This window comes from Streptomyces sp. I05A-00742 (assembly GCF_013055795.1).
Classification (GTDB): domain Bacteria; phylum Actinomycetota; class Actinomycetes; order Streptomycetales; family Streptomycetaceae; genus Streptomyces.
On the sequence record NZ_JABETO010000027.1, the window covers coordinates 58,748 to 80,895 of the forward strand.

A 22,148-nucleotide genomic window follows, 5' to 3' on the forward strand; every position below is an offset into this window, starting at 1 on the left:
ACTCCGGCAGCCGGGCCGCCAGGGACCCGCGGAGGGCCGCGGTGTCCGGACCGTCCGGGCCGGCGGGGACGAGGTAGGCGGCGAGACGCCTGACGCCCGGAGTGTCCTCACGGACGACCACGGCGGCCTGGGCCACCTCGGGGTCAGAGGTCAGGGCGTCCTCGATCTCACCCGGCTCGACCCGGTACCCCCGGATCTTCACCTGATCGTCGACGCGGCCCAGGAAGTCCAGCAGCCCATCCCGGCGCCACCGCACCACATCACCCGTGCGGTACATCCGACCGCCCGGCTCACCGAACGGGTCCGCGACGAACCGGCCGGCCGTCAGACCCGGACGGTCCAGGTAACCGCGTGCCAGGCCGATGCCCGACACGTACAACTCACCGGGGACACCGACCGGGACGGGCCTCAGCCGGGAATCGAGCACATGGGCACGGGTATTGAGGATCGGCCGGCCGACGGTCGCGGTGGCGCTGTCGAGCGTACCGCCGCCGAGGGTGTTGATCGTGTACTCGGTCGGACCGTACAGGTTGTAGCCCATCACACCCGGCGTCTCGCACAACCGCGTCCACAGGGACTCCGGAACCGCTTCCCCGCCGAGGAGGACGAGCGCCGGGCGGTGCCGGTCGTCGTCCAACAGGCCGCATTCCACGAGGGTTTGGGCGTAGGACGGGGTGACGTTGATGACGTCGACGGCGTGCTCGGCGCAGTACGCCGCCAGCCCTTCCGCGTCACGCCGCAGCGACTCGTCGAGGACGTGAACCTCATGTCCTTCCACCAGCCACAGCAACTCCTCCCACGACATGTCGAAGGAGAACGACACCGTATGCGCGATCCGCAGCGTACGACCGCCCGCCGACTCCACCACCGGGTGGAAGATGGCCTCGCGGTGGTTCACCTGCATGTTCGTCAGGCCGCGGTAGGGCGTCACCACACCCTTCGGACGGCCCGTCGAACCCGACGTGAAGATGACATACGCCGCGGCGTCCAAGTCCACCACCGCGTCCACGGCATCACCCGACAGCTCCGCCAACTCGGCCACCACAGCCGGATCGTCGAGCTCCAGCACACTGGGGAACTCCGGCATCCGGTCGCGGACGCCGGAATCGGTCACCAGCACCACCGGTCCGGTCTCCTCCACCATGTACGCGAGACGTTCCACCGGATAGTCCAGCTCCAGCGGCAGATACGCAGCACCCGCCCGCAGCACGGCGAACAACGCCGCCACCATCTCCAACGACCGCGGCAACCCCAACGCCACCACACGATCCGGACCCGCACCCCGCGCCAGGAAAAGACGGGCCAGACGATTCACCCGGGCATCCAGCTCGGCGAAGGTCCACACCCGCTCCCCCGCCACCAGCGCGACAGCATCCGGCGTCAACCCCGCCTGCTCGGCGAGCAGANCCGCGGCAACCCCAACGCCACCACACGATCCGGACCCGCACCCCGCGCCAGGAAAAGACGGGCCAGACGATTCACCCGGGCATCCAGCTCGGCGAAGGTCCACACCCGCTCCCCCGCCACCAGCGCGACAGCATCCGGCGTCAACCCCGCCTGCTCGGCGAGCAGATCCGCCACCGAAGCATCCGGCACCTCCCGGCCCGTGTCAGCCCACTCCCCCAGCACCGTCCCGCGCTCCCGCTCCGTCAGCACGTCCAGTGCGCCGATCCGGCGGTCCGGGTCCCCGGCGACCTGGGAGAGGAGGGAGAGAAGGCGTTCGACGAGGTCTTCGGCGGTGGACCGGTCGTAGAGGTCGGCCGCGTACTCGAAGGCGATGTCGATCTCTTCGTCGGAGGGGGTCTCCTCGAAGTTGAAGTCCAGCTCGAACTTCACGGCGCCCAGCTCGAAGGGAAGGATGCGGCTCTCCAGGCCGAGCAGCCTGCGGGCTCCGCCCTCGGCCACGCGGTAGCCCAGCATCACCTGGAACAACGGGTGACGGCCGGGCACGCGAGGCGGGTTGACCGCCTCGACGAGACTGTCGAAGGGCAGGTCCTGGTGGGCGAAGGCGGCCAGGTCGTTCTCCCGTACACGGCCGAGGAGTTCGGTGAACGTCGGGTCGCCGGACAGGTCGTTGCGCAGCACGAGGGTGTTGACGAAGAAGCCGACGAGGCCGTCGAGTGCCGCGTCCGGACGGCCCGCGACGGGTGCGCCCAGAGGGATGTCGTCCCCGGCGCCGAGTCGGTGCAGCAGCGTGGCGACGGCGGCCTGGAGCACCATGAAGGTGGTGGTGCCGGTGGCCGTGGCGACGTCACGGAGGCCGCGGTAGACGGCCGGGGGCACCTGGGCCCGTACGGTGTCGCCGCGGAGGGCGGTGGCGCGGGTGCGCGGACGGTCGGCGGGCAGGGAGAGCTCCTCGGGGATCCCCTCCAGCGCCGCCTTCCAGTACGCCACCTGCCGGCTGTGCAGGCTGTGCTCGTCGGCGCCGTCGCCCAGCAGGTCGCGCTGCCACAGGGTGTAGTCCGCGTACTGGACCGGCAGCGGCTGCCAGTCGGGTGCGCCGCCGGCGGCGCGGCCGGTGTACGCCGTGGTGATGTCGTCCACGAAGGGCAGCATCGACCACTCGTCACCGGCGATGTGGTGGAAGAGCAGCACCAGGACGTGGTCCTCGGGCCCCGCCTCCAACAAGCTGACGCGCAGGGGCAGTTCGCGCGAGAGGTCGAACGCGTACCGCACGGCCGCCTCGACGTCCGCCTGCAGCGTCTCCTCGGTGGTGACGGCGGCGTGCAGGACGTCGGCCGGGTCGGGCGCGTCGAGGACGCGCTGGACGGCCTCGCCTCCGGTCCGTGCGACGACCGTCCGCAGGCTCTCGTGGCGGGCGGTCACATCGACCACGGCGAGCCGCAGGGCGTCGACGTCGAGCGCGCCGGTCAGCCGGACGACGAGCGGGACGTTGTAGGCGGCACCCGACGCGTCGAGGTTCTGCAGGAACCACATGCGGCGCTGGGCGTGCGAGAGGGGCAGCTCGGCCGGGCGCTCGCGGCGGGCGAGGACCGGCCGCCCGTCGGTGCCCCGGGCCGTGCGCTCGGCGAGGGCGGCCGGGGTCGGCGCCTCGAAGAGGTCCCGGATGGCCAGGCCGGCGTCGAGCTCCGTCCGGATGCGGCTGACGAGACGGGTGGCCAGCAGGGAGTGCCCGCCGAGGTCGAGGAAGTGGTCGTCGGGGCCGACGGAGTCGATGCCCAGCACCTCGCCGAACAGGGCGCACAGCACTGCTTCGCGGGCGTTCCGGGGCTCGCGCCCGGCTCCCGTCCCGGTGTGGCCGGGCGCGGGGAGCGCCTTGCGGTCGAGCTTGCCGTTGACGGTCAGCGGCAGCGCGTCGAGGACGACGAACGCGGACGGGACCATGTACTCCGGCAGCGACTCGGCCAGCGTCCGCCGCACCTCGGCGGTGTCGACGCCCTGCGCGCCGGCGGGGACGAGGTAGGCGGCGAGACGCCTGACGCCCGGAGTGTCCTCACGGACGACCACGGCGGCCTGCGCCACCTCGGGGGCACCGGTCAGGACGTCCTGAATCTCACCCGGCTCGACCCGGTACCCCCGGATCTTCACCTGATCGTCCACGCGGCCCAGGAAGTCCAGCAGCCCATCCCGGCGCCACCGCACCACATCACCCGTGCGGTACATCCGGCCACCCGGCTCACCGAACGGGTCCGCCACGAAACGCCCCGCCGTCAGGCCGGGACGGTTCAGATATCCGCGCGCGAGACCCATACCCGACACGTACAACTCACCGGGGACGCCGACCGGGACGGGCCGCAGCCAGGCGTCCAGCACATGAGCGCGGGTATTCCAGATCGGCCGGCCGACGGTGGCGGTGTCGCTGTCGCGCGTACCGCCGCCGAGGGTGTTGATCGTGTACTCGGTCGGACCGTACAGGTTGTACCCGAGGAGCCCCGGGGTCTCCCGCAGCCGCGTCCACAGCGACTCCGGCACGGCCTCGCCGCCGAGCAGCACCAGGACGGGACGGTGGCGGTCGTCGTCGAGAAGCCCGCACTCCACCAAGGCCTGCGCGTAGGACGGCGTCACGTTGACGACGTCGACGGCGTGCTCGGCGCAGTACGCCGCCAATCCCTCCGCGTCACGCCGCAGCGACTCGTCCAGGACGTGAACCTCATGTCCTTCCACCAGCCACAGCAGCTCCTCCCACGACATGTCGAAGGAGAACGACACCGTATGCGCGATCCGCAGCCGCCGGCCACCGGCAGCCGACACCACCGGCTCGAAAATCGCCTCCCGGTGATTGAGCTGCATGTTCGTCAGGCCGCGGTAAGGAGTCACCACACCCTTCGGACGGCCTGTCGAACCCGAGGTGAAGATGACATACGCCGCGGCGTCCAAGTCCACCACCGCGTCCACGGCATCACCCGGCAGCTCCGCCAACTCGGCCACCACAGCCGGATCGTCGAGCTCCAACACGGCATCGAAATCCGGCATTCGGTTGCGGACGGTGGAGTCGGTCACCAGCACCACCGGTCCGGTCTCCTCCACCATGTACGCGAGACGGTCCACCGGATAGTCCAGCTCCAGCGGCAGATACGCAGCACCCGCCCGCAGCACGGCGAACAACGCCGCCACCATCTCCAACGACCGCGGCAACCCCAACGCCACCACACGATCCGGACCCGCACCCCGCGCCAGGAAAAGACGGGCCAGACGATTCACCCGGGCATCCAGCTCGGCGAACGACCACACCCGCTCCCCCGCCACCAACGCCACAGCATCCGGCGACAACACCGCCTGCTCGGCGAGCAAATCCGCCACCGAAGCATCCGGCACCTCCCGGCCCGTGTCCGCCCACTCCCCCAGCACCGTCCCGCGCTCCCGCTCCGTCAGCACGTCGAGGCGGCGGATCAGGACCTCCGGGTCGGAGGTGATCTGGTGAAGGAGGGCGACGAAGCGGTCGGCGTGCTCCTCGACGGTCTCGCGGTCGAAGGCGTCGGGCCGGAACTTCCACTCGAAGCCGAGCCGGTCCCCGGGGTTGGTCGCGAAGATCAGCGGGAAGTGGGTGGCGTCCACGTCGGTGACGTCGTCCACGCCGAGGCCTTCGCCGATCCGGTCGCGCTCCTCCTGGTCGACGGGCGTGTTGCGCAGGACCTGGAGGGTGTCGAAGAGGCGTACCGCTCCGGCGGCGCGCTGGATGGTGCCCAGGCTGAGCTGGTGGTGCGGCAGGAGGGCCGCCTGCTCCTCCTGGAGGCGGGTGAGGTGGGCGACGACCGTCTCGTTCCGGTCGAGGCGGGAGCGGACCGGGACGGTGTTGAGGAACATGCCGATGGTCCGGTCGATGCCCGTCAGCTCGGCCGGGCGGCCGGAGACGGTCGTACCGAAGACGACGTCCTGACGGCCGGTCAGGTGTGCAAGGAGAAGGCCCCAGACGCCGGAGAGGACGGTGTTGAGGGTCAGGCCGTGGGCCCTGGCGTAGGCCGTGACGCGGGAGGTGAGCTCGTCGGACAGCTCGGTGACGTGCTCCTCCGGCAGCAGGGCGGCGCGCTCGCGGGCGTGCGGGGCGATGAGCGTCGGCTCGTCGACGCCGGCCAGGGCGTTCCGCCACGCCTCCTCGCCGGCGGCCGTGTCCTGGGCGTGCAGCCAGGCGAGGAAGTCCCGGTAGGCGAAGGGGCGTTCGTCGGTGGTCACGACCTGCGGCAGGTCGCCCGTCGTGACCAGGGCGTGGCAGCAGGCCAGGAGCTCCTGGAGGAACAACCCGGTCGACCAGCCGTCCCACAGCAGCGTGTGGTGGGTGACCAGGACGTGCTGGCGGCCGTCGGGGGTGAGGACGGAGACCACGCGCACCAGGGGCGGGTCGGCGAGGTCGAAGCGGGTGCGGGCCTCGGCGGCCTTCAGCCGTTCCAGCTCGGCAGCGGCCGCGTCGGGGGCGAGACGGCGCAGGTCGGCCTCGGTGACGGGGACCTCGGCGGTGGCCGGGACGAACTGGACGGGCCGGTCGAGTCCGTCGTGGAGGAAGCCGGCCCGCAGGTTCGGGTGCCGGTCCAGGACCGCGGTCACGGCGGTGCGCAGGACGTCCACGGGGACCGGCCGGCGCAGCGAGACGACATCGCGCGAGGTGTAGACGTCGAGCGCGTCCTCGTCGTAGAGGGCTTCGAAGAGCAGGCCCTGCTGGAGCGGGGAAAGCGGCCAGATCTCGGGGTCGCCGGGGACGGCGGCGCGGACGGCCTCGGCGTCCCGCTCGCTCGGCAGGGGCAGTTCGGGGATGTCGACCGCCCCGGCGGTGGCGGCCCCGGCGGGCGCGCCGTGGCCGGCTCGTTCGGCGAGTCCGGCGGGGGTGCGCCGTTCGAAGACGTCGCGCGGGCTGAGGGCGAGCCCGGCGGCGCGGGCGGCGCCCACGAGGCGGATGGAGACGATGCTGTCGCCCCCGAGGCGGAAGAAGTCGTCGTGCACGCCGGCCTCGGGAAGTTCGAGCACTTCCGCGAAGAGGGCGCACAACGTGGCCTCGGCCTCGGTGGCCGGTTCCCGGTCGCCGGCGGTGCCGGCGCGGTCCGGGGCGTCGTCGGGCAGCGCCTTGCGGTCGATCTTGCCGTTGACGCTCAGCGGGAGGGCGTCCAGGACGACGAACGCCGACGGGACCATGTATTCGGGCAGCCGGTTTCCGCAGAGGGCGCGCAGTTCCTCGGCGTCCGGGGCGGCGCCGGGGGCGGGGACGACGTAGGCGACGACGCGCTGGGCTCCGGCCGCGGTCGTACGGACGAGGACGGCGGTGTGGCCGATCGTCGGGTGGCCGGCGAGGACGGCCTCGATCTCGCCGAGTTCGATGCGGAACCCACGGATCTTGACCTGGTCGTCGGTGCGGCCGAGGTATTCGACGGAGCCGTCGGCGCGGCGGCGGACCAGGTCGCCGGTGCGGTACATGCGGCCGCCCGCCGGGCCGAACGGGTCCGCCACGAAACGGGAGGACGTCAGTCCGGCGCGGTTGAGGTAGCCGCGCGCCAGCTGGACGCCGGACAGGTACAGCTCACCGGGCACGCCCACCGGGACCGGGCGCAGGGCCGCGTCCAGGACGTGCAGGCGGGTGTTCCACACCGGACGGCCGATCGGGACGACGTCCTCGCCGGGCACGGCCCGGTGGTACGTCACGTCGACAGCGGCCTCCGTCGGCCCGTACAGATTGTGCAGCTCGATGTGCGGCCACAGCGCGGCGAACCGGTCCACCGCCGCCGCCGGCAGCGCCTCGCCGGAGCAGAAGACCCGGCGGACGCCCTGGAAGCCCGCGCGGATGGCCTCGTCCTGCTCGGCCGCCGCCGTGAAGGCGGTGAGCATCGACGGGACGAAGTGCGCCGTCGTGACCGCCGCGCCGGCCGCGACCGCCGCCAGGCGGTCGGGTTCGCGGTGGTCGCCGGGCCGGGCGAGCACCACGGTCGCGCCGCTGATCAGCGGCAGGAAGAACTCCCACACCGACACGTCGAAGCTCGCGGGGGTCTTCTGAAGGATCCGGTCCCCCGCACCGATTCCGTACGTCTCCCGCATCCACTCCAGACGGTTGACGATCGCCTCGTGCGTGACCGCGACGCCCTTGGGACGGCCGGTCGAGCCCGAGGTGTAGATCACGTACGCGGTGTGGTGCGGTCCGGCGGCGGGCGGCCGGGGCGAGGTGGCCGTGCGGGGCCCGTCGGCGAGGACGACGGGGACGTCACCGGGCAGGGGCAGTCGGTCGCGCTCGGCCCCGACGGTCACCACGCACACGGGCGCGGCGTCCGCGACCATGCCCGACAGCCGCTCGGCGGGGTGGTCGAGGTCCAGCGGCAGGTAGGCGGCACCGGACTTCAGCACGGCCAGCAGCGCGACCATCAGCTCGGCCGAACGCGGCACGGCGACCGCCACGATCCGGTCCGGCCCGGCACCCGCCTCCACCAGATCGGCAGCCAAGGCCTCAGCGTGCTCGTCAAGTTGACGGTACGTCAGCTCCTGGCCCTCGTACACCACGGCCGTCGCCTCCGGCGCCGCGGCCAGCCGTTCCGCGAACCGGGTCACCAGCGTGCCCTCGGCGACGGGCCGTTCGGTCGCGTTCCACTCCCCCGCCAGGGCCCGGCTCTCGTCGGGGAGCAGCAGGCCGAGCCGGGCCAGCGGGGTGTCGGGGGCCTCGGCGAAGCGGGTGAGCAGGTGCAGGAAGCGGTCGGTGATGCGCTCGGCGGCCTGCCGGTCGAAGATGTGGGGGCGGTAGCCGAGTTCCAGGCGCAGGGTGTCGCCGGGCAGGACGCGCAGGGTCAGCGGGTAGTGGGTGGCGTCACGGGCGCCGAGGCCGGTGACGCGCAGCCCGCTGCCGGCGGCGGCCGCGCCGAGGGTGCCGGAGACGTCGCCGCTGCCGCTGTAGTTCTCGACGACCAGCAGGGTGTCGAAGAGGGGGCCCTCGACGGGGGTGAGGCGCTGGATGCCGCCGAGGCCGAGGTGCTGGTGGTCCATCAGGGCGGCCTGTTCGGCCTGGACGGCCGCGGCGGTGGCGGCGAGGGTCGTGCCGGGGGCGAGTCGGACGCGGACCGGGAGGGTGTTGATGAACAGGCCGACCATGGTGTCGGCGCCCGGCAGGTCGGCGGGACGGCCGGAGACGGTGGTGCCGCTGACGACGTCGGTGGCTCCGGTCAGGGAGCCCACGAGGACGCCCCACAGCGTGTGCAGGACGTTGCCGAGGGTCAGGCCCCGGTCGCGGACCGCGGAGGCGAGGGCCGCGGTCAGTTCCGGTCCAGCTTCGGCCTCGACGTCGGCCGGTACGACCGGTGTGCCGGGAGTGGCGCCGGGGACCACCGGGTGCGCTTCCGTGAAGCCGTCGAGCGCCGCGGCCCAGGCCCGCCGCGCCGCGTCGGTGTCGCGGGACGCGAGGAGTTCGAGGTGGTCGCGGTAGGGGCGGACGGGCGGCAGGGCGGAGAGGTCGCCCCGGGAGCCGACGAGGGTGAGCAGTTCCCGCACGAGGATCGGCATGGACCAGCCGTCGACGAGCAGGTGGTGGCAGGTGATGACCAGGCGGCCGCGCCCGTCGCCCAGGCGCAGCAGGGTCAGCCGCAGCAGCGGGGGTTCGGCGAGGTCGAAGCGGTGGTCCCAGTCCTCCGCCATGGCGGCCTCGACGGCCCGGTCCTGTGCCGCGGGGTCGGCGGCCAGGGCGGTGAGGTCGCGTTCCCGCAGCGGGGTGTCGACCTGCCGCTGGACGAACTGGACGGGCTCCTCGCCGTCGTCGTACCAGAAGCCGGCGCGCAGGTTGGCGTGGCGGCGCAGCAGGGCGTCGGTGGCGGCGGCGAGGTCGGCGGTGGCGAGGGGGCCGTGGAGGTCGAGGTGGGACTGGACGACGTAGACGTCGCGGGCGTCCTCGTCGTAGACGGCGTGGAAGAGGAGGCCCTCCTGGAGGGAGGACAGGGGGTAGACGTCCTCCAGCGCGGATCCCGCGGCGGGGTCGTCGTCGGCCGGGAGGGGTGCGGCGGCGTGGGTCATGGGGGTGCTCTCGGTCCGGGCGGTGGGGGCGGTGGGCTGCGGGCCGGTCATCGGCGCCTGCGCAGCCGGGCTTCGAGTCGGTCGATGCGCTTCTGGTCGAGGGAGACCAGGCGGACGTCCGAGGGGGTGATGCCGCCGGCCTCGGGGTCGGCGGTGTGCCGGGCGAGGGCGTCGAGGGCGTCGAAGAGGCGGTCGGCGAGGGCAGCGACCTGCTCGTCGGTGAAGAGGGCCTGCGGCCAGCTCCATTCGACGGCCAGTTCGGGCCGTCCGTCGGCGCCCTGCCGTACGACGGCGTCGAGTTCCAGCGGGTACGGCACCGGCATGCCCGCGTCGGGGGCGGCGCCCTCGGCCACGGCGGCCCGCTCCGCGTCGGGGGCGAACGGCCAGCGGCCGTCGCGCGGTCCGCCCCGGTGGTCCGTGCGGCCGCGGTAGTTGAACAGCAGCTGCGACGCCGGGAGCGCGGCGAGGACGGGTGCGGTCTGGGCGTTGAGGTGGCGCAGCAGACCGTGGCCGAGGCCGCGGTCGGGGGCCGACCGCAGCTGCTCCTTGACCTGCTTGAGCGCGGTCCCGGCCGCCTTGCCGCCGGCCAGGGCGGCGGCCACGTCGAGCGTGGAGACGTCCAGGCGGACGGGGTGGACGGTGGTGAACCAGCCGACGGTACGGGACAGGTCGGGGGTGAGCCCGGCCTCGTCACCGCCGCCGCGGCCGTGGCCCTCCAGGTCGATCTGGAGGGCGCCGGTGTACGCGGCGGGCAGGGCCGGGTTCGCGGCCCGGCGCCAGTCGGCGGCGGCCAGGGCGAGGCCGGTCAGCAGGACGTCGTCCACACCGGCGGAGAACGCCTGCGGAACGGCGGTCAGCAGGGGTGCGGTGCGGTCGGCGGGCAGGGTGCGGCGGAGTGTCCGCAGGGTGGCCGTGGTGTCGCGGCGCGGGTCGGCGGGGGTACGGGACAGCGGGGCCTGCGGTCCGGCGAGCGCGGTGCGCCAGTGGGCGGTCTCGGCGGTGCGGGCCCGGGTGTGGGCGTGGGCCAGCAACTCCGCTGTCCAGGCGCGCAGTCCGGTGGCCTCGGGTTCGAGGGCGGGGGCGCGCCCGGCGGCGCGGGCCGCGTAGGCGTCGGTGAGTTCGGGGAGCAGGACGCGCCAGGAGACGCCGTCCACGGCGAGGTGATGGATCGTCAGCAGCAGGCGTCCGTCGGTGTCCTGGCCGGCGTCGCAATGGACGGCCCGCAGGACGGTGCCGGTGGCGGGGTCGAGCGCGGCGGCCGAGGTGTCGGCCTCCTTGACGAGCAGGTCCCGGAGGGCGGCGGCGTCCAGGCCGGTGATGTCGGCGTGGCGCAGCGTCCCCGGGTCCGTCACGGCGGGGGCCGTGTCCGCGGGCAGGATCTCCTGGGTCCACAGGCCGTCGGCGCGGTCCAGGCGCAGGCGCAGGGCCGGGTGGTTGCGGGCGAGGTCCGCGAGGGCTTCGCGCAGGGGCTCCGGGCGGAGTCCCGCCGGGACGGTGAGCAGCACCGACTGGTTGAACCGGTCGACGGGGCCGCCGCGTTCGCGCAGCCAGTGGACGACGGGCAGCAGGGGCAGTTCGCCGTCCTGGGCGACGGCGGCCGCGGCCGGCTCGGGGGTGGCCTCCGGTGTTCCGCCCGCGGCGGCGAGGCCGGCAGGGGTGGGGTGCTGGAAGACGTCCTTGGCGGCGATGGTGAAGCCGGCCTTGCGGGCGGCGCCGACGAGCTGGATGGAGACGATGCTGTCGCCGCCGAGGGCGAAGAAGTTCTCGTCCTCCCCGACCTCGGGCAGGCCCAGCACCTCCGCGAACACGCCGGCCATGACGGCCGCGGGGGCGCGCCGGTCACGGGTGGCCGCCGGGCGGGCGGCACGGCCGGGCTCGGGCAGGGCCTTGCGGTCGAGCTTGCCGTTGACGCTCAGCGGCAGCGCGTCCAGGAGGCCGATGACGGCGGGCACCATGTGCTCGGGGAGCCGTGCGGCGAGGGCGTCGCGCAGTTCCTGGGGGTCGGGTGCGGCGCCGGCGGCCGGGACGGCGTAGCCGACGAGCTGCCGGGCGCCGCCGGGTACCAGCGGACGGGCGACGACGGCGGCCCGGTCGACGGTGGGCAGCGCCTCCAACGCGGCCTCGATCTCGCCGAGTTCGATGCGGAACCCGCGGATCTTCACCTGGTCGTCGGTGCGGCCGAGGTATTCGACGGAGCCGTCGGCGCGGCGGCGGACGAGGTCGCCGGTGCGGTACAGGCGGCCGCCCGCCGGACCGTACGGGTCGGCGACGAACCGCGACGCGGTGAGCCCCGGGCGGTTCAGGTAGCCGCGGGCGAGCTGGACGCCGGCGAGGTACAGCTCGCCGGGGACGCCCACCGGGACCGGGCGCAGGGCGGCGTCCAGGACGTGCAGGCGGGTGTTCCAGACCGGACGGCCGATCGGGACGGTGTCGGCGCCGGGTTCGGTCCGGTGGTGGGTGACGTCGACGGCTGCCTCGGTGGGCCCGTAGAGGTTGTGCAGCTCGATGTGCGGCCACAGCGCGGCGAACCGGTCGACGGCGGCGGGGGGCAGTGCCTCGCCGGAGCAGAAGACGCGGCGGACGCCGTGGAAGCCGGTGCGGATCGCCTCGTCCTGCTCGGCCGCCAGGGTGAAGGCGGTGAGCATGGAGGGGACGAAGTGCGCGGTGGTGACCGAGGTGCGGGCGGCGAGGCCGGCCAGGTAGTCGGGTTCGCGGTGTCCGCCGGGCCGGGCGAGGACCACGGCGGCACCGCTGACCAGCGGGAGGAAGAACTCCCAGACGGAGACGTCGAAGCCGGCCGGGGTCTTCTGCAGGATCCGGTCCCCGGGGCGGATGCCGTAGGTGTCCCGCATCCAGTCCAGGCGGTTGACGATCGCCTCGTGGGTGACCACGACGCCCTTGGGGCGGCCGGTGGAGCCGGAGGTGTAGATGACGTAGGCCGCCTGCGCGGGGACTGCCACCGGCAGCGGTGTGCCGTCCGCCACCGGAGCGGTCTCATCCGCGAGAACTACGGGGACTACGGGGACGACGGGCACGCCGGGCAGGTCCGGCAGCCGGTCACGCTCGGACGCGACGGTCACCACGCACACCGGCGCGGCGTCCGCGACCATGTCCGCCAGGCGTTCGGCGGGGTGGTCGAGGTCCAGGGGCAGGTAGGCGGCGCCGGCCTTCAGGACGCCGAGCAGGGCGGTCATCAGCTCGGCCGAGCGGGGCACGGCTACGGCGACGATCCGGTCGGGCCCGGCGCCGGCGGCGGCCAGGCGGGCGGCCAACGCGGTTGCACGGGCATTGAGTTGACAGTACGTCAGCTCATGGTCCTCGAAGACGACGGCGACGGCGTCCGGCGTCGCGGCCAGGTGCTCCGCGAACCGGGTGACGAGCGTGCCGTCCGGCACCGCCCGCCCGGTGGCGTTCCACTCCCCCGCCAGGGCCCGGCTCTCCCGCGGGCTCAGCATGGTGAGGCGGTCCACGGTGCGGCCGGGTGCGGCGAGGCCCTGCTCCAGGACGTGCAGCAGGCGGTCGGCGAGCAGTTCGGCGGTCCCGCGGTCGTAGAGGTCGGCGGCGTGGATGACGGTCAGGTCGGTGTGCGCGCCGTCGGCGGACTCCACGAAGGTGAACGCGAGGTCGAAGCGGGCGGCGTGCACGGGGTCGGGCAGCAGTTCGGTCCGGGCGCCGAACAGGGCGTCCAGTCCTGCGGCCTCCTTGCGGTGCTGGACCATCACCTGGAACAGCGGGTGCCGGCCGAGTACGCGCTCGGGACGGACGATCTCCATCATGCGGTCGAAGGGCAGGTCCTGGTGGGCGAGTGCGCCCAGGGCGGTCTCCCGGGCCCGCTCGACCAACTGGCCGAAGGTGGGGGCGGCGGCGCCCTCGGGGGCGGTCAGGTCGTAGCGCAGGACGAGGGTGTTGACGAAGAACCCGACGGCGTTCTCGACGGCCTCGTCGGCGCGGCCGGCGACCGGGGTGCCGAGGGGAACGTCGGTGCTGCCGGCGAGGGTGCCCAGCAGCAGCGCGCCGGCCGCCTGGGTGACCATGAACGGGGTGACACCGGCGCGGTGCGCGTACTCCCGCAGCGCCCGGTGCAGGGCGTCGGGCAGGCGCAGCCGGACGACGCCGCCGCGGCCGCTCGGCTCGGCGGGACGGGGACGGTCGGTGGGCAGGGTGAGTTCGTCGGGGAGCCCGGCCAGGCGCTCCGCCCAGTAGGCGGTGAGCCGGTCGCCGTCGGCCGTGTCGTCCAGCAGGTCCCGCTGCCACAGCGTGTGGTCGGCGAACTGGAGCGGCGGTGTCCAGGCGGGGGCCGCGCCCCGCCGCCGGGCGGCGTACGCGGTGTCGAGGTCGCGCAGCAGCACGCCCTCGGACCACTCGTCGCCGACGATGTGGTGCAGGGCCACGCACAGGACGTGGGTCTCGGGGCCGCCGCTGATCAGCGTGGCGTGGACGGGCGGGGTGGGGGCCAGGTCGAAGGCGCGGGCACCGGCCTCGGCCACGGCCTCGTCGAGCCGGTCCGGCTCCACCTGCCGCACCTCGAACGGGATCCGGGCCTCCTCGGGCGACAGCACCCGCTGGTGGGGGCGGCCGTCGGTGTCGGGGAAGGCCGTACGCAGGGCCTCGTGGCGGGCGACGACGTCCGCGAAGGCGGCGCGCAGGGCCTCGGCGTCGAGCGGGCCGTCGACGCGCAGCGAGCAGGAGATGGTGTAGGCGGTGCCGGGGCCCTGGAGCCGGTGGAGGAACCACAGCCGGGTCTGGGCGGGCGACAGCGGGATCACGTCGGGGCGGACCCGGGCGGTCGGGCCCGGCCGGTCGGTGCCGCCGCCGTCGAGCCGGCCGGCGAGGGCGGCCGGGGTGCGGGCCTCGAACAGGTCGCGGACGGTGACGGGGACGCCCAGCGCGGCACGGACGCGGCCGATGAGCCGGGTGGCGAGCAGGGAGTGGCCGCCGAGGGCGAAGAAGTCGTCGTCGGCGCCGACGGCGGGCAGGCCGAGGACATCGGCGAACACGCCGCACACCAGGGCCTCGCGCTCGTCGCGCGGCGCCCGGCCGGCGGCGGACCCGGCGAAGGCGTCGGCGTCCGGCTCGGGCAGGGCCTGCCGGTCGAGCTTGCCGTTGACGTTCAGCGGGAGGGCGTCGAGGACGACGATCGCGGACGGGACCATGTACTCGGGCAGCCGGGCGGCGAGCGCGGCGCGCAGGGCGGCCGGGTCGGCGGTCGCGCCGGGCGCGGGGACGGCGTAGGCGACGAGCCGCCTGACGCCGGAGCCGGTGGCGCGGGCCAGGACGGCGGCCTGTGCGACGGCCGGGTGGTCGCCGAGGGCGGCCTCGACCTCGCCGGTCTCGACGCGGAAGCCGCGGATCTTCACCTGGTCGTCGTCGCGGCCGAGGTAGTCCAGCGAGCCGTCGGCGCGCCACCGGACGAGGTCCCCGGTGCGGTACATGCGCGTACCGTCCGGCCGGAATGGATCGGCCACGAAGCGGGACGCCGTGAGACCGGGCCGGTTGCCGTAGCCGCGGGCCAGGCCGGGGCCCGCGATGTAGAGCTCGCCGGGGACGCCGGCCGGGACCGGGCGCAGCCGTGCGTCGAGCACGTACACGCGGGTGTTGGCGATGGGCCGGCCGACGGACGGCGCGGGGCTGTCGTCGAGGGCGGCGCCGAGGGTGTCGACGGTGTACTCGGTGGGGCCGTAGAAGTTGTGGCCGATGACGCCGTCGGTCCCCCGGATCCGGGTCCACAGGGCGTCGTCGACGGCCTCGCCGCCGAGCAGGAACAGCACCGGGCGGTGGCCGTCGCCGTCGAGCAGGCCCCACTCGACGAGCTGGCGGCCGAAGGACGGGGTCACGTCGAGGGTGTCGATGCGGTCGGCGCGCAGCCGGGCCGCCAGGGCCTGCGGGTCGCGGCGTGATTCCTCGGTGTAGACGTGCAGTTCGTGGCCGCAGATGAGCCAGAGGAGCTGTTCCCAGGAGGAGTCGAAGGAGAACGAGGCGGTGTGCGCGGCCCGGAGCCGGCGTCCGCCGGCGGCCTCCACGGCGCGGGCGAAGACGGTGGAGCGGTGGTGGTCGAGCATGTTGACCAGGCCGCGGTGCGGCACCTGGACGCCCTTGGGGCGGCCGGTGGAGCCGGAGGTGTGGATGACGTACGCGAGGTCGTCGGGGTGCGGGCGGCGGAGGGCGGCGTCCGCGGCGGCCTCGGGGGCGTCCTCCAGGAACACGGCCCGGCCGTCCCGCTCCAGGACGGGCAGGCGCGCAGCGACCTGACGGTCCGTCAGGACGGCGAGCGGGGCGGCGTCCTCCAGCATGAGGGCGACGCGCCCGGCCGGGTGGTCGAGGTCGACGGGCAGGTAGGCGGCGCCGGACTTCAGCACGCTGAGCAGGGCGGCGACGAGGTCGGCCGAACGGGGCAGGGCGAGCGCCACGACCGTGTCCGGTCCCGCGCCGAGGGCGGCCAGGCGGCGGGCGACGGTGTCGGCGCGGGCGTCGAGTTCCGCGTAGGTCAGGCGCTGTGCGCCGCAGACCACGGCGGTGACATCGGGCGTGGCGGCGGCCTGCCGCTCGAAGGCGTCGACGACGGTGCCGTCCGGGACGGCGCGCGCGGTGGCGTTCCAGGTGTGCAGCAGGGTGTCGCGCTCGGCCGGGGCGAGGATGTCGAGACTGCCGACGGGCGCCTCCGGGCGGGCGGCCATGGCGGTGAGCAGCCGCAGCAGGCGGCCGCCCAGTTCGGCGGCGCGCTCGGCGGAGAAGGTGTCGGGCCGGTACTCGACGGTGATGCGCGGGGCGTCGCCGGGCAGGGTGAGGACGGTCAGTGGGTAGTGGGTGGCGCCCCGGTTGCCGATGCCGGTGACCCGGAGCCCGCCGGGGCGTCCCGCCGGGTCGGGGGCGGTCAACTCATCCGGGTCGACGGGGTAGTTCTCGAAGACCAGCAGGGTGTCGAAGAGGGTGCCGAGCCCGGCCTGTGCCTGGATGTCGGCGAGTCCGGCGTACTGGTGGTCGAGCAGCCGCGACTGGTGGTCCTGGAGGCGGGCCAGGGCGTCGGCGACGGTCTCGTCCTCGTCCACGGCGAAGCGGACGGGGATGGTGTTGCTGAAGAGACCGACGATGGACTCGACGCCCGGGATGTCGGCCGGACGGCCGGAGACGGTGGCGCCGAACACCACGTCCGTGCGGCCGGTGAGCCGGCTCAGGAGGATCGCCCAGGCGCCCTGCACCAGGGTGTTGAGGGTCAGTCCGTGGCTGCGGGCCAGCGCGGTGAGCGCCGCGGCGGTCGTGGCGGGCAGCGGCAGGTCCACCTCGCCCGCCCGCGCGCCGTCCGCCGGGCCGTCCCCGCCGTCGGCGAGGACGTCGGCGAGCAGGGTGGGCGCCGTCAGGCCGTCGAGGGCGGTGCGCCAGGCGGCGGTGTGCGCGGCGCCGTCCCGGCCGGCGAGCCAGGCCAGGTGGTCGGCGTAGGACGCGGCCGGCGGCAGGGCCGTGGCGTCGCCGCCGGCTGCGTACGCGGCGACGATCTCGCGCAGCAGGACGGGGGTCGACCAGCCGTCCATGACGATGTGGTGACGGGTCAGCACCAGCCGGTGCCGCTCCGCGCCGAGGCGCAGCAGGGCGCAGCGCAGCAGCGGCGGCCGGGTCAGGTCGAAGGGAGTGGTGGCCTCGGCGGTCTCGACGGCCTCCACGGCGGTGTCGAGGGTGTCCGCCGGGGTGTCCGTGAGGTCGTGGACGGTCCACGGGACGGTGACCGCGGACGCGACGGTCTGCACCGGCCGTCCCGCGGCGGTGTGGTCGAAGGCGGCGCGCAGCGCCGGGTGGCGGTGGACGACGGCCTCGACGGAGCGGCGCAGCGCGGCCTCGTCGCACGGGCCGGTCAGGTCCAGGCCGGTGACGGAGGTGTAGAGGTCGTCGGCGCCGGTCTCGTAGAGGGCGTGGAAGAGCAGCCCGTCCTGGAGCGGGGAGAGCGGCAGCACGTCCTCGGTGCCGGGCCTGGCGTCCAGGACGCGGTCCAGGGCGGCCTGGTCGAGTCCGGCGAGCGGCACGTCGGAGGGGGTCGGGCGGACGTCCCCGGTCCTTGCCCAGGCGGTGAGGGCGTCGAGGGCCCGGAACCAGCGGTCGGCGAGGTCGTGGACGGCCTCCTCGGTGAGGACGCCTTCCGGCCAGGTCAGCACGGTCGTCAGCTCGGGCCCCTCGGCCCGGTCGTGGACGAACGCGCCGATCTCCAGGGCGTGGAGGGCGGGCAGCTCCGGGTCGCAGGCCGCGGCGAAGGCGTCGCCCGCCGGGCTCCAGAGCGCGTCACCGGCCGCGAACCGGCCGAGGTAGTTGAAGAGCAGTTGCGGCGCCGGGGCGGCCGCCAGTTCGGCGCGCGCCTCCGGGTCGAGGTGACGCAGCAGGCCGTAGCCGGTGCCGTCGTCGGGCAGAGCGCGCAGCTGCTCCTTGACCAGGCCCAGGGCACGCCCGGCGGCCTCCCCGCCGGCCGCGGCGTCGGCCGGGTCGATACCGTCGAGGTCGAGCCGGGCCGGGAACTCGCTGGTGAGCCAGCCGACGGTGCGCGCGGTGTCCGCACCGGGGACGAGGTGGTCCTGCCGGCCGTGACCCTCCAGCCGCAGCAGCAGGTCGGTGCGGGCCGCCGTCCCCTGCCGGTCGCGCCGACGGCCGACGACGGCCAGGGCCAGACCGGTGAGCAGGACGTGGTCGACACCGGCCCGGCGGGCCGCGGGAACGTCCGTGAGCAGGGGCGCCGTGCGGTCGGCGGGCAGGGTCAGCCGCAGTGTGCGGCTGGTGGCAGCCGTGTCCCGGGCCGGGTCCACGGCCCGGTCCCCGAGGAGGGGCCCCGCGCCGGGCGCCAGCACCTCCCGCCAGAGCGGGAGTTGGGCCCGGACGGCCTCGCCGGTGGCGGCGGTGTGCAGACCGAGCGCCCAGCGCCGCAGCGGCGTTCCCGCGGGGGCGAGCTCCTCGCCCTCGTACGCGGCCCGCAGATCGGGCAGCAGGATGCGCCAGGAGACACCGTCGACGGCGAGGTGGTGCACGGCCAGGACGAGCCGGCCGGGGGTGTCGGGGCCGAGGTCGCACCAGGTGGCGGCCATGACGGTGCCCGCGGCGGGGTCGAGCCGGTCGACGGCGGCGGTCCGTTCCCGCTCGACGGCGGCGTCGAGCGCCTCGCCGTCGGCGGTGCGGGTGAGGTCCACGCGGTGGAGGGTGACGCCGGGGACGGCGTGGGCGGGACGGATCTCGGTGGTCCAGGCGGCGGCCGAGGGACCGGGGGTGCCGGTGACGGCGCCGTAGCCGCCGGACGAGGTGACGTCACCCGGCACCCACCGCAGCCGCAGCGCGTCATGATGACGCGTCAGCTCGTCGAGGGCGGACGCCAGCCGCTCCGGGTCGAGCCCGGCCGGCACGGTGACCACCGTGGTCTGGGCGAAACGCCGCACCGGGCCGCCGCGTTCGCGCAGCCACTCGGTGATGGGTGTCGCGGGCAGCGGGCCGGTGGCGTCCTCGCGCGGGTCCTCGGCGGTGGCCGGGCCGTCGCCGTCGAGGCGTTCCGCGACGGCGGCCACGGCGGCGATCGTCTTGCGCTCGAAGACGGTCCGGGGGGTGATGCCCCAGCCGGCCCGGCGGGCACGGCTGCCGAGCTGGATGGCGGAGATGCTGTCGCCGCCGAGGGAGAAGAAGTTGTCGTCGACGCCGACGGCGTCCAGGCCGAGGAGGTCGGTGACGATGCCGGCGAGCACGCGCTCGGCGTCGGTGCGGGGCGCCCGGGAGGCGGTCGCCGGCGCCGCGGCGGGCTCCGGAAGGGCCTTGCGGTCGAGCTTGCCGTTGAGGCTGAGCGGGAGGGCGTCGAGGACGACCAGCGCGGACGGGACCATGTGCTCGGGGAGGGTGGCGGCCAGGCCGGTGCGCAGTGCCTCCGGGTCCAGGGCCGCCCCGGGGGCGGGCACGGCGTAGCCGACGAGGCGGCGGGCGCCGCCGGCGGTGAGCTCGCGGGCGGTGACGGCGGCCCGGGCGACGCCCGGCAGGGCCTCCAGCGCGGCCTCGATCTCGCCGGGTTCGATGCGGAAGCCGCGGATCTTGACCTGGTCGTCGGTGCGCCCGAGGTATTCGACGACGCCCTCGCCGTCGCCGTCGACGGTCCACCGGACGAGGTCTCCGGTGCGGTACATACGCGTACCGTCCGGTCGGTACGGGTCGGCGACAAAACGGGACGCCGTGAGCCCCGGCCGGTTCAGATAGCCGCGCGCCAGCTGGACACCGGCGAGGTACAGCTCGCCGGGCACGCCCACCGGCACCGGCCGCAGCGCCGCGTCCAGGACGTACAGCCGGGTGTTCCACACCGGACGGCCGATCGGGACGGCACCCGCGCCCGGCCGGGTGCGGTGGTAGGTGACGTCGACGGCGGCCTCGGTCGGCCCGTAGAGGTTGTGCAGCGGCACCGCGGGCAGCGCCTCGTACCAGCGCTCGACGACGTCAGCGGGCAGGGCCTCGCCGGAGCAGAAGGCCCGGCGCAGCCCCGCGCAGGAGGATGCGGCGGACGGCTCCTCCAGGAAGGCGCGGAGCATGGAGGGCACGAAGTGCAGGGTGGTGATCCGCTGACCGGCGATCAGCCGGGCGAGGTAGGCGGGGTCCTTGTGGCCCTCGGGGCGGGCGAGGACGACAGTGGCGCCCTCGCACAGGGCCCAGAAGAACTCCCAGACGGAGACGTCGAAGCCGGCGGGCGTCTTCTGGAGCACCCGGTCGTCCCGGCGCAGCCGGTAGGTGTGCTGCATCCAGGCGAGGCGGTTGCCGATGGCGCGGTGGGTGACGACAACGCCCTTGGGGCGCCCGGTGGAGCCCGAGGTGTAGATGACGTACGCGGCGTCGTCGAGCTCGGGGCCGGCCGGGGCGGCGGCCCCGGGTGCCTCGTCCGCCGCGTCGTCCAGCAGCAGCGCGACGTCCTGAACGGCGGCGGGCAGCCGGCCGAGGACGGTCCGCAGGGTGACGACGCGGACCGGGGCGGCGTCCTCGGCCATGGCGGCGAGCCGGTCGGCGGGGTGGTCGGTGTCCAGCGGGAGGTAGGCGGCGCCGGACTTGAGGACGCCGAGCAGGGCGACCATCAGCTCGGCCGAGCGCGGCACGGCGACGGCGACGACCGTGTCGCGGCCGGCGCCGGCCGCGGTGAGCCGGCGGGCCAGGGCCTCGGCGCGGGCGTCCAGTTCGCGGTAGGTGAGGGTGGTGTCCTCGAAGACGACGGCGGTGGCGTCGGGGGTGGCCGCGGTGCGCTCGGCGACGCGCTCGACGAGGGTGGTCGCGGCGACGGGCCGGGCCGTGGCGTTCCAGGTGTGCAGGACCGCCTCCCGCTCGCCGTCGGCGAGGAGTTCGGCGCGGTCGAGGGCGAGGGCGGGGTCGGCGGCGAGCCGGGCCATGAGGTCGGCGCAGCGCTCGGCGTGGCCGGCGAGCGAGGCGGCGTCGTAGAGCGCGGGGTTGGCGTCGAACTCCAGGTGGAGGACGTCGTCGGGGCTCTTGGTGACCGAGACCGACAGGTCCTCGACGGGCCCGGAGGCGAGGTTGACCGTGCGGCCGGGGATGCCGGCGAAGTCGAGGTCGAGGTCGAAGGGCTTGATGTTGAGCATCGGCCCGTACAGCCGCTCGTCGCTGCCGACGAGGCCGAGGTCGCGCCGGATGTCCTCGCCGCGGTAGTGCTGGTGGCGGCGGGCGCCCTTGAGCTCCCCGGCGGCGCGCCGGATCAGGTCGTGGTAGGTGTCGGTGCCCTCGACGGCGAGCCGGACGGGCAGCACGTTGACGGCCATGCCGGGCACCCGCAGCGTGCCGGGCGCGCTGCGGGCCATGAAGTGCATGCCGAGGACGGCGTCGGTGGTGCCGGTCATCCGGTGCAGGTAGCCGGCGACGGCGGCCGTCGCGGCCTCGGCCCAGGTGGCGCGGACGGCGTCGGCGCAGGCCAGCACGGCGGCCGACCGGTCGGCCCCGAGGCTCACCCGGTGCCGCAGCGAGGTGAAGGACGCCTGCGCGGTCTGCTCGGTGAGACCGGTGACGCGCCCGCGTCCGGCGTGCCGTCCGGTCCAGTAGGCGCGGTCGGCGGCGGGCCGGTCGGAGGCGAGGTAGTCGCGGTCGGCCTCGACGAGCCGGGCCACGGAGACGAACGGCGAGGCGGGCACGGACTGGCCCTGCACCAGGGCGGTGTAGACGGCGGCGACGCGGCGGGTGAACAGGGCGACGCCGTAGCCGTCGACGACGAGGTGGTGGAAGTACTGGAACCACAGGTGGTGACCGGGGGCGACGGTCACCAGCACCGAGCCGGTCAGCGCCGGGGCGCCGTCGGTGTCCGGGGCGTCCAGCCGGGGCGGGCAGGCGAGTTGGGCGCGGACCAGGTCGACGGCGGCGTCGAACGGGGCGGCGGCGCCCGTGGTGTCCAGCCGGGGCAGGTGCCAGGCGGCGGCGTCGAACGGGACGGGGACCTGCGCGGTGCGGCCGTCCCGCTCGACCAGCCGGACGTGCAGGCCGTCGGCCTCGGCGAGGGTGCGACAGAGGGCCTCCTCCAGGGCGTCGACGTCGAGTTCGCCCCGGAGTTCCACGTACTGGCCGACGTTGTAGCCGGGGTTCTCCGGGTCGATCCGCTGCGCCGACAGCACACCCTCCTGGGCTCGCGTGAGCTCCAGGGTCCGTCCTGCGTCGCTGGTCACCTCTGGCATGGCGCCTTCCGGGTCGTTCGTGGGGGGGTGGGAGGCCCGCCTGCGCGGCGGGGGGAGGCGGGGACGCCA

2 protein-coding genes and 1 pseudogene are annotated in these 22,148 nt (G+C 74.9%); all 3 read right to left on the reverse strand.

The window, feature by feature from the left end:
* Position 1: 1 nt before the first annotated feature.
* Positions 2–1,411: pseudogene (locus tag HN013_RS23085) on the reverse strand (amino acid adenylation domain-containing protein); the annotation flags it as partial.
* The gene (locus tag HN013_RS23090; protein ID WP_171169267.1) at positions 1,381–9,477 is read right to left on the reverse strand and encodes a non-ribosomal peptide synthetase; all 8,097 of its coding nucleotides are present in this window, start codon (positions 9,475–9,477) and stop codon (positions 1,381–1,383) included. The gene HN013_RS23090 and the pseudogene HN013_RS23085, both read right to left, overlap by 31 nt.
* The gene (locus HN013_RS23095; RefSeq protein ID WP_171169269.1) at positions 9,474–22,070 is read right to left on the reverse strand and encodes a non-ribosomal peptide synthetase; all 12,597 of its coding nucleotides are present in this window, start codon (positions 22,068–22,070) and stop codon (positions 9,474–9,476) included. Before HN013_RS23095 ends, HN013_RS23090 begins: the two co-directional genes overlap by 4 nt.
* Between the last annotated feature and the right edge of the window lie 78 nt (positions 22,071–22,148).